Origin of the sequence: Streptomyces sp. NBC_00775 (genome assembly GCF_036347135.1) — a bacterium.
In the GTDB taxonomy this organism is placed as follows: Bacteria; Actinomycetota; Actinomycetes; order Streptomycetales; family Streptomycetaceae; genus Streptomyces; species Streptomyces lutosisoli.
In genome coordinates, this window is the sequence record NZ_CP108938.1 from 5,339,001 (window position 1) to 5,359,673 (window position 20,673).

Annotated in this window: 19 protein-coding genes; 7 read left to right on the forward strand and 12 right to left on the reverse strand. The window is 69.4% G+C overall.

Annotated features, from left to right (window positions below):
- Positions 1-12: 12 nt before the first annotated feature.
- The 3 genes from OIC96_RS23775 to OIC96_RS23785 are packed head-to-tail and all read right to left on the reverse strand — an operon-like array spanning position 13 to position 1,441.
- Positions 13-414, reverse strand: a complete 402-nt coding sequence (locus OIC96_RS23775) for a hypothetical protein (protein ID WP_330305886.1) — start codon at positions 412-414, stop codon at positions 13-15.
- Positions 411-590, reverse strand: a complete 180-nt coding sequence (locus tag OIC96_RS23780; RefSeq protein WP_330305885.1) for a DUF397 domain-containing protein — start codon at positions 588-590, stop codon at positions 411-413. Before OIC96_RS23780 ends, OIC96_RS23775 begins: the two co-directional genes overlap by 4 nt.
- 2 nt (positions 591-592) lie before the next feature.
- The gene (locus OIC96_RS23785; protein ID WP_330305884.1) at positions 593-1,441 is read right to left on the reverse strand and encodes a helix-turn-helix domain-containing protein; all 849 of its coding nucleotides are present in this window, start codon (positions 1,439-1,441) and stop codon (positions 593-595) included.
- A gap of 218 nt (positions 1,442-1,659) precedes the next feature.
- Between OIC96_RS23785 and OIC96_RS23790 the strand changes: the two genes are divergently transcribed.
- Both OIC96_RS23790 and OIC96_RS23795 read left to right on the forward strand, forming a co-directional pair.
- Positions 1,660-2,091: an ATP-binding protein gene (locus tag OIC96_RS23790; protein WP_330305883.1), complete on the forward strand. Its 432-nt coding sequence runs from the start codon at positions 1,660-1,662 to the stop codon at positions 2,089-2,091.
- Positions 2,092-2,172: 81 nt separating this feature from the next.
- Positions 2,173-3,063, forward strand: coding sequence for a hypothetical protein (locus OIC96_RS23795; protein ID WP_330305882.1), 891 nt, complete (start codon positions 2,173-2,175; stop codon positions 3,061-3,063).
- 129 nt (positions 3,064-3,192) lie between these two features.
- Here the strand turns inward: OIC96_RS23795 and OIC96_RS23800 are convergent, their stop codons facing one another.
- The 3 genes from OIC96_RS23800 to aspS all read right to left on the reverse strand — a co-directional run bounded on the left by OIC96_RS23800 (position 3,193) and on the right by aspS (position 7,213).
- Complete coding sequence (locus tag OIC96_RS23800; RefSeq protein WP_330305881.1) at positions 3,193-4,152, reverse strand: dioxygenase family protein; 960 nt, start codon at positions 4,150-4,152, stop codon at positions 3,193-3,195.
- A gap of 211 nt (positions 4,153-4,363) precedes the next feature.
- A complete protein-coding gene (locus OIC96_RS23805) occupies positions 4,364-5,314 on the reverse strand; it encodes an intradiol ring-cleavage dioxygenase (protein WP_330305880.1) in 951 nt (316 codons plus the stop codon).
- Positions 5,315-5,449: 135 nt separating this feature from the next.
- Positions 5,450-7,213 carry an aspartate--tRNA ligase gene (gene aspS, locus OIC96_RS23810; RefSeq protein ID WP_330305879.1) on the reverse strand — a complete coding sequence of 588 codons (1,764 nt, stop codon included), beginning with the start codon at positions 7,211-7,213 and terminating at the stop codon, positions 5,450-5,452.
- Positions 7,214-7,427: 214 nt separating this feature from the next.
- On the opposite strand from aspS, the gene OIC96_RS23815 reads away from it, so the two are divergent.
- On the forward strand, positions 7,428-9,617 hold the full coding sequence (locus tag OIC96_RS23815; RefSeq protein ID WP_330305878.1) for a SpoIIE family protein phosphatase: 2,190 nt from the start codon (positions 7,428-7,430) through the stop codon (positions 9,615-9,617).
- Here OIC96_RS23815 and OIC96_RS23820 read toward each other — a convergent pair.
- The 4 genes from OIC96_RS23820 to OIC96_RS23835 all read right to left on the reverse strand — a co-directional run bounded on the left by OIC96_RS23820 (position 9,554) and on the right by OIC96_RS23835 (position 13,353).
- Positions 9,554-10,669, reverse strand: a complete 1,116-nt coding sequence (locus OIC96_RS23820; protein ID WP_330305877.1) for an AI-2E family transporter — start codon at positions 10,667-10,669, stop codon at positions 9,554-9,556. The two genes, OIC96_RS23815 and OIC96_RS23820, sit on opposite strands and share 64 nt — an antisense overlap.
- 92 nt (positions 10,670-10,761) lie before the next feature.
- Positions 10,762-11,550: a VOC family protein gene (locus OIC96_RS23825; RefSeq protein ID WP_330305876.1), complete on the reverse strand. Its 789-nt coding sequence runs from the start codon at positions 11,548-11,550 to the stop codon at positions 10,762-10,764.
- 187 nt (positions 11,551-11,737) lie between these two features.
- Positions 11,738-12,709, reverse strand: coding sequence for a pirin family protein (locus OIC96_RS23830; protein WP_330305875.1), 972 nt, complete (start codon positions 12,707-12,709; stop codon positions 11,738-11,740).
- A 137-nt stretch (positions 12,710-12,846) separates the two neighbouring features.
- Entirely contained in the window at positions 12,847-13,353 is a 507-nt protein-coding gene (locus tag OIC96_RS23835) for an SseB family protein (RefSeq protein WP_327430166.1), read from the reverse strand.
- Between the two features lie 143 nt (positions 13,354-13,496).
- On the opposite strand from OIC96_RS23835, the gene OIC96_RS23840 reads away from it, so the two are divergent.
- Together OIC96_RS23840 and OIC96_RS23845 are read left to right on the forward strand one after the other, a co-directional pair.
- Entirely contained in the window at positions 13,497-15,323 is a 1,827-nt protein-coding gene (locus OIC96_RS23840; RefSeq protein ID WP_330305874.1) for an acyl-CoA dehydrogenase, read from the forward strand.
- Positions 15,324-15,477: 154 nt separating this feature from the next.
- Positions 15,478-16,773: a M18 family aminopeptidase gene (locus OIC96_RS23845; RefSeq protein WP_330305873.1), complete on the forward strand. Its 1,296-nt coding sequence runs from the start codon at positions 15,478-15,480 to the stop codon at positions 16,771-16,773.
- Between the two features lie 55 nt (positions 16,774-16,828).
- Here OIC96_RS23845 and OIC96_RS23850 read toward each other — a convergent pair whose 3' ends face one another.
- Together OIC96_RS23850 and OIC96_RS23855 are read right to left on the reverse strand one after the other, a co-directional pair.
- On the reverse strand, positions 16,829-18,652 hold the full coding sequence (locus OIC96_RS23850) for a thioredoxin-like domain-containing protein (RefSeq protein ID WP_330305872.1): 1,824 nt from the start codon (positions 18,650-18,652) through the stop codon (positions 16,829-16,831).
- A 29-nt stretch (positions 18,653-18,681) separates the two neighbouring features.
- Complete coding sequence (locus OIC96_RS23855; RefSeq protein ID WP_330305871.1) at positions 18,682-19,092, reverse strand: cupin domain-containing protein; 411 nt, start codon at positions 19,090-19,092, stop codon at positions 18,682-18,684.
- 52 nt (positions 19,093-19,144) lie between these two features.
- Here OIC96_RS23855 and OIC96_RS23860 point away from each other — a divergent pair, with 52 nt between their 5' ends.
- Together OIC96_RS23860 and OIC96_RS23865 are read left to right on the forward strand one after the other, a co-directional pair.
- Positions 19,145-20,182 carry a GlxA family transcriptional regulator gene (locus OIC96_RS23860; RefSeq protein WP_406501813.1) on the forward strand — a complete coding sequence of 346 codons (1,038 nt, stop codon included), beginning with the start codon at positions 19,145-19,147 and terminating at the stop codon, positions 20,180-20,182.
- On the forward strand, positions 20,179-20,673 hold the full coding sequence (locus tag OIC96_RS23865) for an LURP-one-related/scramblase family protein (protein WP_330305870.1): 495 nt from the start codon (positions 20,179-20,181) through the stop codon (positions 20,671-20,673). The genes OIC96_RS23860 and OIC96_RS23865 overlap by 4 nt, the downstream gene beginning before the upstream one ends.

Consider the following 20,673-nt stretch of genomic DNA (forward strand, 5'->3'; position numbering starts at 1 on the left):
AGAGCGTGACGCTCAGATTCGAAGGCCGAGTGCCTCGGGAGGCGTCAGCGCACCGATGCGGGCCACCACCGTCCCACCCCTCGGGCAGGCCCACACGGCCTCCCCCTTGACGACTTTCGCGTCCAGCGGGTGCGTGTTCGAATGGGCAGGGCAGTGGGGCCAGACCGCCGGCTTCCCCTCCGCCCACAGAGCTTCCACCGCCCACTCCTGGACCTGACCCGCAATCTCGGCCAGCCGCACACCGGGCTGGTCGTCCGGGTACGCGTACACGCCCTGTCCGGAGCCGTCCGGGGCGTAGAGGATGACGCCGGGGTAGTCGTCGTCGGGATCGCGGATGTCGGGCTGCACGGGGCACTGGGCGTGGAGGTCCCGCACGACGGTGTCGAGGGCGCGGGTGAACTCGTCGTCGGTCACGGGCGGTCCGCGCGCGTGTGCCGCAGGAGGGCGGCCAGACTTTCGCGCGAGACGGGGAGTATTCGGTCAGGATCGTCACCCTCGCGGAGGAGCAACTCACCGCTGGACAGGGCGATTTCCACGCAGGAAGCCCCGTCCGAACCGCTTGAGAAGGACGACTTCTGCCACTGGATCACGTCTACAGCTCCTTCGCGAGGCGGTGGATGTAGTCCCGCGACTGTGCGGGCTCAAGGGATACCGACTCCACCTTACGGAAGAGTGTTCGCACGGACTGGAGTTGCGCCGCGGCGTCCACGAGAGCCGAGCCGGAGGGCACGTCCTTCTGAACGGTGTCCAGCGCGGGCACGCGCCCGCCCGCGTAGAGCAGCGCCGCACTCGCCCCAGCGAAACCGTCCACGTCGAAGGGAATCACACGCACCGTGACGCCTGGGCGTTCCGACTGCTGGAGCACTTCGTCGAGTTGAACCCGTGCCACTCGCCTGTCCGCCACCCGCGTGCGCAGCACGAACTCGTGCAGCACTGCCGTGTACGGCGCCTCTCCGCCCCTGGCAAGAACCTCCTTGCGACGCATACGGTGCTCCACTCTCGGCTCCAGCTCACTCTCCGGAAGCTCCGGACGCCAGTACGCGAAGACCGCCCGCGCGTAGTCCTCCGTTTGCAGCGGCCCGGTCACATGGGCGGTACCGATCTCATCCACGTACGTCGCGTGGTGCTCCAGCTCCGCCAAGTCCAAGAACGGGGGCGGCAGTACGCCCCGGTACGCCTCCCACCATCCCCGCGTACGGTCGGTCGCCATCTCCACCAGCGCATCGATCAACTCGCTGTCCGTGCAGGCGTAATGTGCGGCCAGCCGCCGCACCCGAGCCTCGCTGACTCCGGCAACCCCCGACTCGATCTGGCTCATCGTCACCGAAACCGCCCCGAGCAGCCCGGCCGCCTCCCTGGCCGTCAGGCCGGCTGCCTCCCGCAACTTCCGCAGCTCCCGCCCCAGTCGCTCCTGTCGGGCCGTTGGCTGTTTTCTCGGCACCCGAACCTCCCCGCTTCACCACTGTGGGTGACGAGCTTACGACAATGGGTTGCACCAGACTAACTTTAGTCTCTACCGTCAGTGACGCGACGCACACACTGCGGAACCCGGGACCCCGGAAGCGCACCGCCCCGTCACGCCACGACGGCCGCGACATGCCACCACCCGACAACCGCCGCACCTCACCCCAACCCCCTCTCCCTGACCAGGAGTTGCCCATGCCAGAAACCGGAGAGCCGACCGACAACCACCCCTGGGACTACACCCTCTCCATCCCCAACGACCCCCGAGCCGTCACGATCTGCCGCCGCACCCTCCGCCTGATCCTCACCCTCCACGGCCTCCCCCACCTCACAGAAGTCGCGGAACTCGTCGCCACCGAGCTGGTCACCAACGCGGTACAGCACACGAAGGGTCCGGCGGCCATACGGCTCCGCTGGACCAGCTACACCCTCCGCATCGGGGTGTGGGACGCGGACCCCACCCCACCGGAACCCACGACAACAGCAACGGCCGTCGACGAGTCCGGCCGAGGCCTGGCCCTCGTACGGGACTGCGCCGACGGCTGGGGTTGGTACCCGCTCGGCCGCTCCCAAGTCCCGGGCGGCACGGGCAAGTTCATCTGGTGCGAACTGACGGCGGCGGCGTGAACGTTCCTTCCACCCCCGAAAGAGTGATCCCATCTCGCCGGCCGGGCAACCGGCCCAAGATCCCCCTATAGGTTCCGCCACATGGTCACATCAGCACACGAGGCCTCGCACCGGATCTTCCAGGACCGGCCCGAGATCCTTACTCCCGTCTTCGGAGCTCTGGGCATCCCTCTGCCTGAGAAAGCGACCGTGGACGTGCTCACCCCCGACGTTACGGAGTTACGCCCCCTCGAACGCCGGGTCGACAGCGTGCTGCGCATCGATCCGTCCGACGGAGACACCTTCTTGCTCGCCATCGAGGCACAACAGCGCCGGGATGCGGACAAGGAGTCGAGCTGGGCGTACTACGTCGCGCATCTGCAAGCGAAGTACGACCTACCGGTTCTCCTGCTCGTGGTCTGCCAGGACCGGGCCACGGCCAAGTGGGCAACCGGCCCATTCACGTGCGGAGCCCGGGGCTGGATCGCCCAGAGCACGCACCCTCTGGTCATCGGACCGGACAACGTACCGGTGATCTCCGAGCCGAGAGCGGTGGCGGAGAACCTGGCGATGACGGCCTTCGCGGCCCTGACACATGGCCGCAGCCCTGGCACCACGGCCATACTGGAGGCGCTGGCCCGTGCCCTCCAGGCAACGGACGGGAAGTCCGCCAAGTACTACTACGACCTTCTGGAAGTCGGCCTGGGAGAAACCCCAGCCGGAGCAAAGTGGAGAGAACTCATGACGTTCGTCACCTACTTCCCCGGACGCGGCACCGTCCGTGAGACGGCGTACCTCGAAGGCAAAGCCGAGGATCGCGCCTCGCTGGTCCTGCGGGTGTTGGAGAAGCGCGGCATCCCAGTCCCGGCTGCCGTTCAGGAGCGCATCACCTCCTGCACCGACTTCGACACTCTCACCGTCTGGTTCGACCGGGCCATCACCGCCGAGAGGGCAGAAGACCTGTTCCCCGAAGACTCCGAACCGCCGGAGTAGCGAGGCGGCTGGGTAGATCCGATCTACGTAGATCGGATCTACCCAGCTCCCGAGCGTCCCCTCAACGCAGACAAAAGGGCCCGGAACCAGTGGAGTTCCGGGCCCTGCGCATGCCTACGACAACGCCAATCAGCTGGCCGAAGCCGACGCCGAAGCGCCCGCCTGCGTATCCGTGCTGTCGTGCGTCTCGTCCGGCGCGACGCCCATGGTCAGGTGGGCGTGGACGCCCTTGGCCATGTGCTTCTTGTCGTACTTGAGGTAGAGCAGCCCGCCCTCGTGGCCGTTCTGGGGGTAGATCGTGTCCTCGGTGAGGGTGGTGCGGGTGGTGGTGTTCGTGGAGTACGGGGACACCTCCGCCGACGCCAGGACCGACTTCTCGGAGAAGAAGAGCTGGCCGGTGTGGCAGGTGTGGCCGCCCTCGTAGCCCGCGTCGGTCCAGGTGCCGTCCACGTGGACCTTCACGTGGATGTGGACGCAGCGGCCCTGGTACCAGCCCGGGAAGATCGTCTTGAAGGTGACGTAGCCGTGCTTGTCGGTCTTCCAGGTGCCGCGCAGGTAACGCTCGTCATCGGTGGGCTCGGAGTGGCCGCCGCCGGTGCCGCCGGAGGGCGCGCCCGACGGGGGCTCGCCGGTGGGGGTGCCGGAGGGGGCGTCCGTGGGAGTACCGGACGGCGCGTCGGTCGGGGCGCTGCCGCCGCCGGCTCCGCCGCTGCCCATCGCCTCGTAGCCGGAGTACACGCCGAGCGCCGTGCAGTGCCAGATGTCGACGGCCGCGTTCTTGACGGGCTTGCAGGTCTCCGCGTCGATCACCTTGAGCTTGAGGGTCATCGGAATGCCCTCCTCGTCCTCGGTGATGTCCTGACGGAGCTTGTCCGCGTCGATGTAGTACGGGCCCTCGGTGGTCTCCGTGGTGAGCTTGTAACACGTCTCGGCGCTCGACGAAGTGGAGTCCGTGGTCGTTTCGCCCGCGAACGCGTTCACGGCTATTCCGCCGCCCACGCCCGCGACCGCTACGGCCGCTCCACCCGCGATGACGACCTTGCGTCGCGTCATGTTCCGTTTGTGCGCCGGTCCTTGGGTCTCAGTCATGGGCCGGACGCTAGGTAAACGGGCTGTCAGGAGCGTGAGAAAGGGCTGTGCATTTCTGCGAATCAGCAAAAGGGGACCGAAATGTACGGCGCTTTCGAGCCACTTGCGATATGGGAATTAGGCAAGGCTTCCCTTATCTTATTCCGTGCTGTCGCAAGCCGCCACGACCGCGACAGCACGGAAGAAGGAAGAAGGAAGAAGGAAGAAGGAGCTACGACGCCGAAGCTGACGCCGACGCAGACGCGCTCGGCTGCGTGTCCGTGGTGTCGTGGGTCTCGTCGGGGGCCACACCCATCGTCAGGTGGGCGTGGACACCCCGGGCGATGTGCCTCTTGTCGTACCTGAGGTGGAGCAGGCCGCCCTCGGCGCCGTTGTCCGGGTAGATCGTGTCCTCGTCGAGGGTCGTCCGGGTGGCGGTGTTCGTCGAGTACGGCTCCACCTCGGCGGAGGCCAGCACCGACTCCTCGTCGAAGAACAGCTGGCCCGTGTGGCAGGCGTGGCCGCCCTCGTACCCCGCGTCCGTCCAGGTGCCGTCCACGTGGACCTTCACGTGGATGTGCACGCAGCGGCCCCGGTACCAGCCCGGGAAGACCGTCCTGAAGGTCACGTGACCGTGCTTGTCCGTCCGCCATGTGCCGCGCAGATAGCGCTCGTCGTCGGTCGGCTCCTGGTGGCCGCCGCCTCCCCCGCCGGGACCGCCCGACGGGGGCGGGCCGGTGGGCACGTCCGTGGGTGTGGCCGAGGGGTCGCCGGACGGCGGGGCGCCGCCACCTCCGTTGCCCATGCCCTCGTAGCCCGAGTAGACACCCAGCGCCGAGCAGTGCCAGATGTCGACGGCGGCGTTCCGTACCGGTCTGCAGGTCTTCGCGTCGATCACCTTGAGCGTGAGGGTGAGGGGGATGCCCTCCTCGTCCTCGGTGATGTCCTGGCGGATCTTGTCCGCGTCGATGTAGTACGGGCCCTCGGTGGTCTCCGTGGTCAGGACGTAGCACGCTTCGGTGGGCGCGCCCTTGGGTGCGCCCGGGCTCTTGTCGCCCGCGAAGGCGTTCGCGCCCAGGCCGACGGCCAGACCCGCGGCCGCGACCGTCGCGCCACCAGCTACGACGACCTTGCGGCGCGTCAATTCCCGTTCTGTCATTGCCTGTTGGGGGGTGTCAGTCATGGCTGAGGAGATTATGAAGTGAACCTGTCAAAGAACTGTGATTCCCGGTGATTCATGGGGGACACATGAGAATGGCTCGGAATCGGTGTCGATTCCGAGCCATTCACGTGAGGACCCGCGGGGCCCCCTGAAGCCCTACTTCGGCTGCGGCTTCCGCACCGAGAGGTGCAGCTCCCGCAGACGCGTCTCGTCCAGCTCCGTCGGCGCGCCCATCATCAGGTCCTGCGCGTTGCCGTTGAGCGGGAACGCGATCGTCTCGCGGATGTTCGGCTCGTCCGCGAGCAGCATGACGATGCGGTCGACGCCCGGGGCGATCCCGCCGTGCGGCGGGGCGCCGAAGCGGAAGGCGCGGAGCATGCCGGCGAACTGCTCCTCGACGGTCTCACGGTCGTAGCCCGCGATCTCGAAGGCCTTGAGCATGATCTCGGGCTCGTGGTTCCGGATCGCGCCGGAGGACAGCTCGACGCCGTTGCAGACGATGTCGTACTGCCAGCCGAGGATGTCCAGCGGGTCCTGGGTCTCCAGGGCCTCCAGACCGCCCTGCGGCATCGAGAAGGGGTTGTGCGAGAAGTCGATCTTGCCGGTGTCCTCGTCCTTCTCGTACATCGGGAAGTCGACGATCCAGCAGAAACGGAAGACGTTCTCCTCGAAGTGACCCGCGCGCTTGGCGGCCTCGACCCGCACCGCGCCCATGATCTTCGAGACCTCGTCGAACTCGCCCGCGCCGAAGAACACCGCGTGGCCGGCGGCGAGAGACAGCCGCTTCGTCAGCTCGGCGACGTTCTCCTCCGTCAGGAACTTCGCGATCGGGCCCGTCAGCGAGCCGTCCTCGGCGACACGGACCCAGGCCAGGCCCTTCGCGCCGAGCGTGACCGCGAAGTCACCGAGCTGGTCGAAGAACTTCCGGGGCTGCGCGGAGACGTCCGGCACCGGCAGGGCACGTACGTGCTTGCCCGCGAAGGCCTTGAACTCCGAGCCCTCGAAGATGTCGGTGATGTCGACGAGCTCCAGCTGGGCCCGCAGGTCCGGCTTGTCGGAGCCGTACTTCAGCATCGCCTCGCGGAACGGGATGCGCGGGAAGGGGGACGTCACGTGACGGCCGTTCCCGAACTCCTCGAAGAGTTCCGTCATGAGCTTCTCGATGGGCTGGAAGACGTCTTCCTGCTCTACGAAGCTCATCTCGACGTCGAGCTGGTAGAACTCGCCCGGCGAGCGGTCCGCGCGCGCGTCCTCGTCGCGGAAGCAGGGCGCGATCTGGAAGTAGCGGTCGAAGCCGGAGATCATCAGCAGTTGCTTGAACTGCTGCGGGGCCTGCGGAAGCGCGTAGAACTTGCCCGGGTTCAGGCGGGAGGGGACCACGAAGTCGCGGGCGCCCTCCGGGGAGGTGGCGCTGAGGATCGGGGTGGCCATCTCGTTGAAGCCCAGCGCCGTCATCTTGTGACGGATCGCGGAGATCACGGCCGTACGCAGCAGGATGTTGCGGTGCATGCGCTCGCGGCGCAGGTCGAGGAAGCGGTACTCCAGGCGCCGCTCCTCGTTGACCCCGTCCTCCGCGTTGATCGTGAACGGGAGCGGGGCGGCCGCGCCGAGCAGCTCGACCTCGCTCACCTCGACCTCGATCTCGCCGGTGGGCAGGTCCGCGTTCACGTTCTCCGTGCCGCGCGAGACGACCTTGCCGTCGATGCGGACCGTCGACTCCTTGGAGACCTTGTCGAGGGCCTCGTAGGCGGGCGTGCCGGGGCGGGCGACGAGCTGCGTGATGCCGTAGTGATCGCGCAGATCGATGAAGAGGATGCCGCCCAGGTCTCGGCGATTGTGCAGCCAGCCGCTCAGCCGGACGTCGCTTTCGACGTCAGAGGCGCGGAGCTCGCCGCAGGTGTGGGACCTGTACCGATGCATCGTCGTTTCATCCAGTCTTCGCGGATCGCGGTCTGTTGACCGGGGCCTGTTGATCGGGGTGTTTCACGTGAAACACCCCCAGGGTACCGGGCAGCCCAAGATCGCCTCCCCACCATTTACCCCTGTGGGCCCGTACGGCCGCGCACGGGGCCGGAGGCCAGTACCACCACAGCTTCGGTGGCAGGTACCGATCACCTGTTCATACAGTGGGTCAATGCGCACTGGTGAGCCCCTGCCCGGCGTGGGGGACGTCCTGGCCGCCCTCGCGACCGGCCTGTGGCGCTGGGACAACGCCGCGGGCCTCGTCACGTTCGACGCCGAGGCCGCCCGGCTGATCGGTCTGCCCGCGGAGCCGACGACACTCACCGAGGCGGGCGCGCGCTCCCATTTCCACCCCGTCGACTGGAACGAGATCTACGGAGTCGTCCAGCTCGCCGTCGCCGAGGGCACCCTCGCCGAGGCCCGGATGCGGATCATGGACGGGCACGGCCGGGTGATCCGTACGGTCCGCAGCCGCTCCAAGCCGATCGTCGACCCGAAGACCGGCGAGTACGAGCTGATCGGCACCCTCCAGGAGATCAGCGAGCAGCCGCCGGGCGCCGCCGCCCGCACTCCCGTCACCGGCGACTGGCGCCGCTCGCGCGAGGCGTTCCTGCTGGACGCGGGACGGGCGCTCGCCGAGGCGCGGTCCACGGCGGAGGTGCTGCGGGTCGCGGCGGGCCTGTCGATGCCCGGGTTCTCACCGGACGGGCTCGCCGTCTTCGGCGCGGAGGCCGACCGGCTGACGGTCATCGGCCACCACGGGCACCAGCCGGGCGACGAGAGCCCCTTCTCGCAGATGTCCCTGGCCACGGACTACCCGGCCGCGGACGTCGTCCGCACGGGCCGCGCCGTCTACCTGTCCTCCCCCGAGGAGTACAGGGAGCGCTACCCGGCCTCCTGGCCGCTCGCCCAGCACTTCGGCCGGCAGTCCTGGGCCTTCCTGCCGCTCACCGTCGCGGGCCGCACCATGGGCGCGTGGATGGCAGCCTTCACGTACCCCGTCACCTTCACACCCGACGAGCGCTCGGTCCTCACGACCGTCGCCCGCATGCTCGCGCAGGCCCTCTCGCGCGCCGTCGCCGCCGAGACCGAGCGTGAGCTGACCGACGGCCTCCAGCGCTCGATGATGCCCACGCTGGGCCCCCAGATGCCGGGCATGAGCGTCGCCGCACGCTACGTGCCCACCGGCGGCGGCCTCCAGGTCGGCGGCGACTGGTACGACATGATCCCGCTCCCCACCGGCCGCTTCGCCCTGGTCATCGGCGACGTCCAGGGCCACGACGTGCGCGCCGCCGGTCTGATGGGCCAGCTCCGCATCGCCCTGCGCGCGTACGCCGCCGAGGGCCACCGCCCGGACGCGGTGCTGTCGCGGGCCTCGCGCTTCCTGTACGGGGTCACGGACTCGGTGACGTACGGGTCGAGCAGCGGCACGGGCAACGGAGACGGCGGTGATCACCGCTTCGCGACCTGCCTGTACGTCGAGGTCGACCCGGCGACCGGGACGCTCGACATCGCCCGCGCCGGGCACCCCGACCCCGCGATACGCATGGCGGACGGAACCGTACTGATGCGGCCGACCGCGGGCGGGCTGCCGCTCGGCATCGACCCGGACGCCGACTACCCGACGACCCGGCTCGTCCTGGAACCCGGCGAAACCATGCTGATCTGCACCGACGGGCTCATCGAGACCGGGGGCCACGACCTCGACACCGGCTGGCGCCGTATCCGCCGGACCCTCGAATCCCACGACGGCGACATGGAGTCCCTCGCCGACGCCCTGGTCCAGGCCGTGCACGGGCCCTCCTCGCACCACACCACCGGGCCGCTGGCCGACCGGCGCGAGGACGACATAGCCGTACTGCTGCTGTGCCGGGTGGGCCCGGGATGCGGCTGCGGCGACACCGTCACGGCCGTCGCGCCGACCGTGCGCCGCACCGTGCTGACCGTGGCGCAGGCCGAGCCCGAGCGGATCGCGGACGCCCGACAGCAACTGCGCGAGATGCTGCACGACTGGGCCTCCGAGGACCAGCTCGACTCCGCGGTCCTCCTCGTCTCCGAGATGGTCACCAACGTCCTCGTGCACACCGACGCCGACGCGCTGCTCGTCGCCGAGGTGACCGGCGAGCCGGGCGAGCGGCGGATGAAGGTGGAGGTCACCGACGCCAGCGACGACCTGCCGCACCGGCGTCACCCCGGCGAGCTGGCGTCCTCCGGACGGGGTCTGGTGTTCATGGAACTCCTCGCGCACGCGTGGGGCGTGGACCCGCGGGGCGAGGGGAAGAGCATCTGGTTCGAGTTCTACGAGTCCGACACCGAAGAGGCTCCTGGTTCTCCAGGTGCTTCTGGTGTTCCTGGCGCTTGAGGTTCTCCAGGTGCTCCTGCCGCTTCCGAGGAGTAGCGCGTACGGAGTTCGTGCAGCACCCCGAACGCGGCCGCCGTCAGCGGGACGGCGAGCAGCATGCCCAGGATCCCCGCGACGGACGCGCCCGCCGTGATCGTCAGCATCACCACCGCCGGATGCATCTGCACGGTCCGGCTCTGGATCATCGGCTGGAGCACATGCCCCTCCAGGACCTGCACGGCGACGACGACCCCCAGCACCCACAGCGCGATCACGAACCCCCGGTCCGCGAGCGCGACCAGCACCGCCACCGCGCCGGAGATGAACGCGCCGAGATACGGGATGTACGCCCCCACCAGGACCAGCGCGCCCAGCCCCACCGCGCCCGGCACACGCAGGATCAGCAGCCCGAGGGTGATGCAGAAGGCGTCGATGAGCGCGATCAGCGTCGTCCCGCGCATGAAACCCTCGACGCCCTCGAAGGCCCGGCGGGCCACGGCCTCGACGACATCGGCGGTCCCCCGGGGCGCCAGCGACCGCAGCGCCCCGGCCACCCGGTGCGAGTCCCGCAGGAAGAAGAAGACGAGGAGCAGCGCCAGTACGGCCATGGCGATGCCCTCGCCCACGATGCTCACGCCACTGATGACATTGGACGCGGCCGTGCCGCCGAACTTGGCCAGCAGGTCCTTGGAGTTGGACGCGAGGTCGTCGAGGGACGTACCCGCCGCGCCCAGGTGCTCGGCGACGGACCTCGCGGCCTGCTTCAGCGAGGAGACGATCTGGTCGCCGGTGTCGATGAGCGCCGCGACGACGATGTAGACGGCGCCACCCACCACCACGACCACCGCGACACACGTGAGCCCGGCGGCCAGCGACCGGTTGACCTTCACCTTCACCAGCCGCCGGTACAGCGGCCCGAGCAGCGCGGTCCCGAGCAGCGCGAGCAGCACCGGCACCACCGCCGTACGGAACTCCCCGCACAGCACGATCGCCACCCACCCGACACCCGCGGCGAGCAGGATCACGGCACACCAGGCGGCGAGACGACGGGCGGCATCGGGGAGTAGCTGCACGCGTCCACCCGATCACGCGCCGGGCGAGCCGTCCTGTGGGGAGGGCCTGCCCGGGTGACGCAGCGTCAGCGACCGGCGATACGCGGCTCGGTTCAGGGCGTGGCGCTCGTGATGACGGCGAAGGGCGCCCCGAACGGGTCGAGGAACATGGCAAGGCGTCCGACACCCGCGGCGTCGACGGCGGGGATGATGACCGTCGCGCCCAGTTCCTGGGCCCTGGCCACCACGGCGTCGCAGTCCTCGACCTCGAAGTACGGGTGCCATTCGGAGGACGAGCCGCGCTGCATGTGCTCCGCCGGGAGCTGCATGAGGCCGCCGTGCATGGTTCTCTCGCCGCCGCCCGCGGGCCCGGCGATGGTGTAGACGACGTCCGGGCCCATGGGCATGTCGCGCATGTCCCATGACAGGACCGTGCGGTAGAAGTCCTTCGCCGCCGCGGCGTCCGTGGTGTAGAGCTCGATCCAGCTGAGGGTGCGCGGCTCGTTGACGACCTCCAGGCCATCCATGTCCCGGGCTTCCCACACGGCGAACTCGGCGCCCGTCGGGTCGGTGAAGCCGGCCATCCGCCCCGCGGTGAAGACATCCGTGGGCGGGAAGCGGACCGAGCCGCCGGCCTGTTCGACCGCTTTCGCGGTGGCGTCGGCGTCCAGGGTGCGGAAGTAGACCGTCCAGGCGGACGACGCCCCCTCCTCGGTCAGCGGGCCGACGGCGGCCACGGTCTTGCCGTCCTTCTGCAGGAAGCCGTAGCCCCCGGCCTCGGGTCCCGCGGACTGGAACTGCCAGCCGAACGTTCCCTCGTAGAAGGAGACGGCCGCGTCGATGTCCGGTGTCCCCAGGTCGAGCCAGTTCGGCCCGCCCGGAACGTTCGTCGAGGTGAGCATGAGGCGCTCCTAGCAGGTGAGTTGCGGTGGCCCGGAAGCAGAGCCGGGACTCGGTGCCCCCGCCGGCACGTCTGTCCGACAAGCTACCCGCCGAGCCCCGCGCGAGCATGCCGAAGACCGCGCGAGCACGGGAAAGCCCCGTCCGGTCCACCGGACGGGGCTTTCCCGTGACTCACCCGACAGAGGCTTACAGCCCGCCCTCGGACATCCCGTGCACGGCGGGAATCGTGCCCAGCCGCCCCTTCTGGAAGTCCTCGAAGGCCTGCTGGAGCTCCTCGCGGGTGTTCATCACGAACGGGCCGTAGTGGGCCATGGGCTCGCGGATCGGCTGCCCGCCCAACAGCACGACCTCCAGGTCCGGCGTGTTCGAGTCCTGCTGCTCGTCCGCGCGGACGGTCAGCGAGCCGCCCGCGCCGAAGACGGCGGTCTGGCCGGTGTGGACCGGGCGGCGGTCCGTGCCGACGCTGCCGCGGCCGGCGAGGACGTACGCGAGGCCGTTGAAGTCCTCGCGCCACGGGAGGGTCAGCTCGGCGCCGGGTGCCAGGGTCGCGTGGACCATCGTGATCGGCGTGTGCGTGATGCCGGGGCCCTGGTGGCCGTCCAGCTCACCGGCGATGACGCGGAGCAGCGCGCCGCCGTCGGGGGTGCTGAGCAGCTGCACCGTGCCGCCACGGATGTCCTGGTACCTCGGGGCCATCATCTTGTCCTTGGCCGGGAGGTTCACCCACAGCTGGAGGCCGTGGAAGAGGCCGCCGGACATGACGAGCGACTCCGGCGGAGCCTCGATGTGCAGGAGGCCCGAGCCCGCGGTCATCCACTGGGTGTCACCGTTGGTGATGGTGCCGCCGCCACCGTTGGAGTCCTGGTGGTCGAAGATGCCGTCGATGATGTAGGTCACGGTCTCGAAGCCGCGGTGGGGGTGCCAGGGCGTGCCCTTGGGCTCGCCCGGCGCGTACTCCACCTCGCCCATCTGATCCATCATGATGAACGGGTCGAGGTACTTGTAATTGATCCCGGCGAACGCGCGGCGGACCGGGAAGCCCTCTCCCTCGAAGCCACTCGGCGCGGTCGTCACGGCGAGCACGGGGCGGGCCACGGCGTCGGTCGGCGCGGCCACACGGGGCAGGGCCAACGGGTTCTCAACGGTCACTGCAGGCATGTCGGGACCTCCTTGTGGTTCGAGTTTAGTTGAGCATTGAACTTTCTGCTACCCGTAACGACGAACGCCCGGAGGGCATTCCCTCCGGGCGTCCGGGATGTCGTGGCACGAGAGTGCTGCTAGCCGTACATCGCTCGCTAGCCGTACATACGGCGCATCGCGAAGTCCACCATCTGCTCCACGGCCTTCGCGTCGAAGACCATCCGGTGCTCGCCCTCCATGTCGAGGACGAAGCCGTAGCCGGTCGGCAGCAGGTCGATGACCTCGGCGCCGGTGATCACGAAGTACTTGGACTCCTTGCCGGCGTACCGGCGCAGCTCCTTGAGCGAGGTGAACATGGGGATCACCGGCTGCTGGGTGTTATGCAGCGCGAGGAAGCCGGGGTTGTCGCCCCGTGGGCAGTACACCTTCGACGTCGCGAAGACCTGCTGGAAGTCCTCGGCGGACATCGATCCCGTGGTGAACGCGCGGACCGCGTCGGCCAGGGACGGCGGGGACGGCTCCGGGTACAGCGGCGGCTGCTGGCCATAACCGCCGGGCATCTGCCCGCCCGGCATCTGCCCACCAGGCATCTGCCCGGGCATCTGCTGCTGGGGCTGGGCGTACCCCTGCTGTGCGCCCGCGTTCTGGTCGTAGCCGTACATGACCCAAAGAGTAATGGGCCACATATGGGCTATGCGGGGTTGCTTCTTATTACTGACGGGTAGCATCATCGTAGCTACTTGTTGGTACGTGAACTAGGTGCGAGGAGTCAGTGCCTCGCCGATCCCTTAACGGAGCCGTCGCCATGGGGCACTACAAGTCGAATCTCCGCGACATCGAGTTCAACCTCTTCGAGGTGCTCGGGCGCGACAAGCTGTACGGCACCGGCCCGTTCGCGGAGATGGACACGGACACCGCCAAGAGCATCCTCGAGGAGCTGACGCGGCTTTCGGAGAACGAGCTGGCCGAGTCGTTCGCGGACGCCGACCGCAACCCCCCGGTCTTCGACCCGGAGACGAACACCGCGCCCGTACCGGCGTCCTTCAAGAAGAGCTACAAGGCCTTCATGGACTCCGAGTACTGGCGCCTCGGCCTGCCGGAGGAGATCGGCGGCACCACCTCGCCGCGCTCCCTGATCTGGGCGTACGCGGAACTGCTGCTCGGTGCGAACCCGGCGGTGTGGATGTACGCCTCGGGCCCCGCCTTCGCCGGCATCCTCTACGACGAGGGCAACGACGTCCAGAAGAAGATCGCCCAGATCGCGGTCGAGAAGACCTGGGGCTCCACCATGGTCCTCACCGAGCCCGACGCGGGCTCGGACGTGGGCGCCGGCCGCACCAAGGCGGTCCAGCAGGAGGACGGCTCCTGGCACATCGAGGGCGTGAAGCGCTTCATCACCTCCGGTGAGCACGACATGGAGGAGAACATCCTTCACTACGTCCTCGCCCGCCCCGAGGGCCACGGCCCCGGCACCAAGGGTCTCTCCCTCTTCCTCGTCCCGAAGTACCTCTTCGACTTCGAGACCGGCGAGCTGGGCGAGCGGAACGGCGCCTACGCCACCAACGTCGAGCACAAGATGGGCCTCAAGGCCTCCAACACCTGCGAGATGACCTTCGGCGACCGTCACCCCGCCAAGGGCTGGCTGATCGGCGACAAGCACGACGGCATCCGCCAGATGTTCCGCATCATCGAGTTCGCCCGCATGATGGTCGGCACGAAGGCGATCTCGACGCTGTCGACGGGCTACCTGAACGCTCTTGAGTACGCCAAGGAGCGCGTCCAGGGCACCGACCTCGCGAACTTCATGGACAAGGCCGCGCCCAAGGTCACCATCACGCACCACCCGGACGTCCGCCGCTCGCTGATGACGCAGAAGGCGTACGCGGAGGGCATGCGCGCCCTGGTGCTGCACACCGCGGCCGTCCAGGACGACATCCAGGTCAAGGAGGCCGCGGGCGAGGACACCGCCGCCCTTGAGGCCATGAACGACCTGCTCCTGCCGATCGTGAAGGGCTACGGCTCCGAGAAGGGCTACGAGCAGCTCGCGCAGTCGCTGCAGACCTTCGGCGGCTCCGGGTTCCTCCAGGAGTACCCGATCGAGCAGTACATCCGCGACGCCAAGATCGACACCCTGTACGAGGGCACCACCGCGATCCAGGGCCAGGACTTCTTCTTCCGGAAGATCGTCCGCAACCAGGGCGCGGCGCTGAACTCCCTCGCCGAGGACATCAAGAAGTTCCTGGCGCTCGGCACCGGCGGCGAGGAGCTGTCCACCGCCCGCGAGCAGCTCGCCAAGGCGGCCGTCGAGCTGGAGGCCATCGTCGGCCTGATGCTCACCGACCTCGCCGCGACCGAGCAGAACGTCAAGAACATCTACAAGGTGGGCCTGAACACCACCCGCCTGCTGCTGGCCTCCGGTGACGTCGTCGTCGGCTACCTGCTGCTGCGCGGTGCCGCCGTGGCCGCCGAGAAGCTGGAGACGGCCTCCGCGAAGGACAAGCCCTTCTACACCGGCAAGATCGCGGCCGCGAAGTTCTTCGCCGCCAACGTCCTGCCCGGCGTCACCGGCGCCCGCAAGCTCGCCGAGAGCGTGGACCTCGACGTGATGGAGCTGGACGAAGCGGCGTTCTAGGCACCTTCCAGGCACCTTCCGGGTCCCCCCGAGCGGGGCGGACACCGAACCGGAACCTGTCCTTCCGGTCACGTGTCCGCCCTTCACAACCCCGTTACGAGGGCCCGCTCCCATCCCCGGGAGCGGGCCCTCACGCGTCGTTAAGGTGAACACCATGAGCACACCCTCCCGCTTCGACCGCGGCCACACCGACGACCTCATGTCCTTCCTGGCGGCGAGCCCGACGCCGTACCACGCGGTGGCCAATGCCGCCGAGCGGCTGGAGAAGGCCGGATTCCGTCAGGTCGCCGAGACCGACGCGTGGGAGGGGACCAGTGGCGGGAAATATGTGCTGCGCGGGGGCGCGATCGTCGCCTGGTACGTGCCGGAGGGCGCCGGGTCGCACACCCCGTTCCGGATCGTGGGCGCGCACACCGACTCCCCGAACCTGCGGGTGAAGCCGCTGCCGGACACCGGCGCGCACGGCTGGCGGCAGGTGGCCGTGGAGATCTACGGCGGGCCGCTGCTGAACTCCTGGCTGGACCGGGACCTGGGCCTCGCGGGACGCCTCTCACTGCGGGACGGCTCCACGCGCCTGGTGAACATCGACCGCGCCCTGCTGCGCGTGCCCCAGCTCGCCATCCACCTGGACCGTTCCGTCAGCGCCGAGGGACTCAAGCTCGACAAGCAGCGGCATCTGCAGCCCATCTGGGGGCTCGGCGACGCCCGCGAGGGCGATCTGATCGCCTTCCTGGAGGAGGAGCTGGGGCTGGCCGCGGGCGAGGTCACCGGGTGGGACCTGATGACCCACTCCATCGAGCGGCCCTCGTACCTGGGCCGCGACAAGGAGCTGATGGCGGGCCCGCGCATGGACAACCTGCTCTCCCTGCACGCGGGTACGGCGGCGCTGGTCGCGGTCGCCGCCGGCGACACCGGCCTCCCGTACATCCCCGTGCTCGCCGCCTTCGACCACGAGGAGAACGGCTCGCAGAGCGACACCGGCGCCGACGGGCCGCTGCTCGGCAGCGTGCTGGAGCGTTCGGTGTTCGCGCGCGGCGGCTCGTACGAGGACCGGGCGCGCGCCTTCGCGGGCACCATCTGTCTGTCCTCCGACACCGGCCACGCCGTCCACCCCAACTACGCCGAGCGGCATGACCCGACGCACCACCCGCGCGCCAACGGCGGCCCCATCCTCAAGGTGAACGTCAACAACCGCTACGCCACGGACGGTTCGGGCCGCGCCGTCTTCGCCGCCGCCTGCGAGAGGGCCGGCGTGCCCTTCCAGTCCTTCGTCTCCAACAACTCGATGCCCTGCGGCACCACCATCGGACCCATCACGGCGGCCCGCCACGGCATCAAGACCGTCGACATCGGCGTGGCCATCCTCTCCATGCACAGCGCGCGCGAACTCTGCGGCGCCGACGACCCGTTCCTGCTGGCCAACGCGCTGGTGGCGTTCTTGGAGGGATAGTCCTCCCGGTGAAGCGGCGCCAGGGGACACCCTGAGACGGTGACGAGGGGTCTCCCTATGCGTCCATGCCCGCGAGGACCAGCGGCAGCCGGTCCTCGCCGCCCTCGCCGAGCCGCACCGGAACGCCCCAGTCCTGCTGGTGGACATGGCAGGCCGGGTATTCGTTCGCCGGATCATCGTCGCAGGACGCGGCCATCGCGGAGACGTGCAGCACGCCTTCCGTGACGGCCGGGTTCAGCTCCAGGGCGCGGGAGAGATCGGTTCCCGCGCCCTCGCCGGCGAGCAGCAGCTCGGGCGGGGTCGAGGAGACGAGGAGCCGGGTGGAGGGGCCGTACCGCGTGTCCAGCTTCTGCCCGGCGGGAGCCTGGAAGATGACGTCCAGCTGGAGCTTGCCCGGGGCGACTTCGGTGGCGGCGCGCTGGGTGCGGTGGGCGACCGACTCGACCCGTACGGCTTCCTCGGGAAGCCGCAGCCGCGTCAGCCGGTGACGGGCGGACTCGACGACCACGATGTCGTCGCCGACGAGCACCGCGTCGCTCGGCTCCCTCAAGTCCGTGGCCAGCGTGGACACTTCACCCGTCGCCGGGTCGTAGCGGCGCAGCGCGTGGTTGTACGTGTCGCTCACCGCGACCGAGCCGTCGGGGAGGGCCGTGACCCCCAACGGGTGCTGGAGCAGCGCCTGTTCGGCCGCCCCGTCGCGGTGCCCGAAGTCGAAGAGCCCGGTGCCGACGGCGGTGTGCACGGCTCCGTCGAGGTCGACCCAGCGCAGCGCGCTCGTCTCGGAGTCGGCGAGCCACAGCCGGTCCTCGGTGGCGGCGAGCCCCGACGGCTGCGCGAACCAGGCCTCGGCGGCCGGCCCGTCGACGAGCCCCTCGTTCGTCGTACCGGCGGCGACCCCGACGGTCCCGTCCTGCGGGTCGTACGCCCACAGCTGGTGCACACCGGCCATGGCGATCCAGACCTTGCCGCCGAACAGAGCCACATCCCACGGCGAGGAGAGGTCGACCTCGCGCGCCGGGCCGGACGTCGGCGAGCCCTGCCACCACTGGCGGCCCGTCCCCGCCAGGGTCGTGACCTCACCGGTCGCGAGATCGAGCCGCCGCAGCGCGTGGTTCACGGCGTCGGCGACGACCACGGACCCGTCCTCCAGGAGCGCCAGCCCCTGCGGCTCACTGAACCCGGCCACCTCGGCCGCCCCGTCCGCGAACCCCCGCACACCGGAGCCGATCCGCCGCACGACGGTCTCCCCGTCGCCCTCCAGCTCCACCAGCTGATGCCGGGTCGTGTCGCTGACCAGCAGGTTCCCGTTCGGCAGGGCGAGGGCCTTGCCGGGGAAGCGGAGCACCGTGGGCTCGGGCTCCGGCGCCACGTACGGTCCGTCGCCGCGCCGCAGGGTTCCCTTCGCCGCGTGCTCGGTCTCCAGCTCCGCCACCAGCCGGGCGATGGCGTGCGCATGCCCCTCACCGGCGTGCTGCGCGACGACGTACCCCTCGGGATCGATCACGACGAGCGTCGGCCAGGCGCGCACGGCGTACTGCTTCCAGGTCGCCAGCTCGGGGTCGTCTAGGACCGGGTGCTCGACGCCATACCTCTCGACCGCGTCCACGACCGCCTGGTGCTCGGCCTCGTGCGCGAACTTCGGCGAGTGCACGCCGATGATCACCACCGTGTCCCGGTGCTTCTCCTCCAGCTCGCGCAGCTCGTCCAGGACATGCAGACAGTTGATGCAGCAGAACGTCCAGAAATCGAGGATGACGATACGTCCTCGCAGGTCAGTGAGGGTGTACTGCTCATCTCCCGTGTTCAGCCAGCCGCCCTTGCCGATCAGCTCGGGGGCGCGGACACGGGCGCGACGGGTGGTGGGGGCGGAGTCGTTCATGGATCAAGGGTGCCACCCGTCACTGACAGTCAGGCCAGCGCATGGCCCGTGGTGGCGTCCACATGGTCGGGTACCTCGTCGTGGCGGTCGCCGACGGTGAGGGTGCCCGTGGGTTCGAACATCAGGATGGCGGCGCCGGCCGGGGCGTACGGCTTGTGTTCGGTGCCGCGCGGGACGGTGAAGACCGAGCCCTTGGGGAGGGTCACCGTGCGCTCCCCGTCCCTCTCGCGCAGGGCGATGTGCAGTTCCCCCTCGACCACCAGGAAGAACTCGTCGGTGTGGTCGTGCACGTGCCAGAGGTGCTCGCCTTCGACCTTCGCGATGCGTACGTCGTAGTCGTTGACGGCGGTGACGATGCGGGGGCTCCACAGGTCGGTGAAGGAGGCGAGAGCGGTGGAGAGGGAGACGGGCTCGCTGCGCGGGGTGGGTTCGCTGGTCATGGGCTCATCCTGGGCGGTGGTTCCCTGGCCGTACGAGTGCTAGAAATCGCATATGCCGCAAGGATCCTCTCAGCCGACTCCGACTGCGACGGCGACTCCGACTGCTACGCCCCCAGGAGCCGTCCACCGCGTCGTCCTCATCGTCGACGAGAACTCGAACCCGTTCGAGATGAGCTGTGCCATCGAGGTCTTCGGGCTGCGACGGCCCGAACTCGGCCGCGAGCTGTACGACTTCCGGCTGTGCGCCGCCGGGCCGCGGACCCGGATGCGGGACGGTTTCTTCACGCTCACCGATGTCGCGGGGCTGGAGGCGGCCGAGGACGCGGACACGCTGATCGTGCCGAACCGGCCCGACACCGATGCCCCGCGCTCCCGGGAGGTCCTGGACGCCGTACGGCGGGCCCACGCACGCGGCGCCCGGCTCATCGGCTTCTGCTCGGGCGCGTTCACCATCGCGGAGGCCGGGCTGCTGGACGGACGGCGGGCGGCCTGCCACTGGATGTGGGCGGAGTCCTTCCGGGCGCGGTTTCCGCGGGTCCTCCTCGAACCGGACGTCCTCTTCGTGGACGACGGGGACATCCTCACCGCGTCCGGCAGCGCCTCCGCGCTGGACTTGGGGCTGCACGTCGTACGGCGCGACCACGGCGCGGAGATCGCCAACGCGGTGTCCCGCCGACTGGTCTTCGCCGCCCACCGCGACGGCGGCCAGCGCCAGTTCGTGGAACGGCCGCTGCCCGACGTACCCGACGAATCCCTCGCCCCCCTGCTCGCCTGGGCGCAGGAGCGGCTCGGCGAACCGCTGACGGTCCCGGATCTGGCGGCGCGCGCGGCGGTCAGCCCGGCGACGCTCCACCGGCGCTTCCGGGCCCAGCTCGGCACGACCCCGCTGGCGTGGCTGACCGGCGAGCGGGTGGCACTGGCCTGCCGGCTCATCGAACGCGGCGAGGAACGACTCGACGTGGTCGCGGACCGCAGCGGCCTCGGCACCGCGGCGAACCTCCGGGCGCGGCTGCGCCACGCGACCGGACTCAGCCCGTCGGCCTACCGGCGGCGTTTCGGACCGCCCTCCGGGGAAGCGGTGATGGCATGAGATACCTCGTACGCGACCGGCTCCTCGGCTTCGGCGACGACTACTGGATCGAGGACGACCACGGCAACAAGGTCTTCCTCGTCGACGGCAAGGCCATGCGGCTGCGCGACACCTTCGAGCTGAAGGACACGCACGGGCGGGTGCTGATCGACATCCACAAGAAGATGTTCGCCCTGCGCGACACGATGATCATCGAGCGGGACGGCGACCCGCTGGCGACCATCAAGCGCAAACGCCTCTCCCTGCTCCGCAACCACTACCGCGTCTCCCTGGTCGACGGCACCGAACTCGACGTCAGCGGCAAGATCCTCGACCGCGAGTTCGCCGTCGACTACGACAACGAACTCCTCGCCCAGATCTCCCGCCGCTGGCTGCACGTCCGCGAGACGTACGGCGTCGATGTCGTACGGGAGGACACGGATCCGGCGCTGCTGATCGCGGTGGCGGTGTGCGTGATCCATCTGGCGGAGAGGGAACGGGGGGAGGACTGA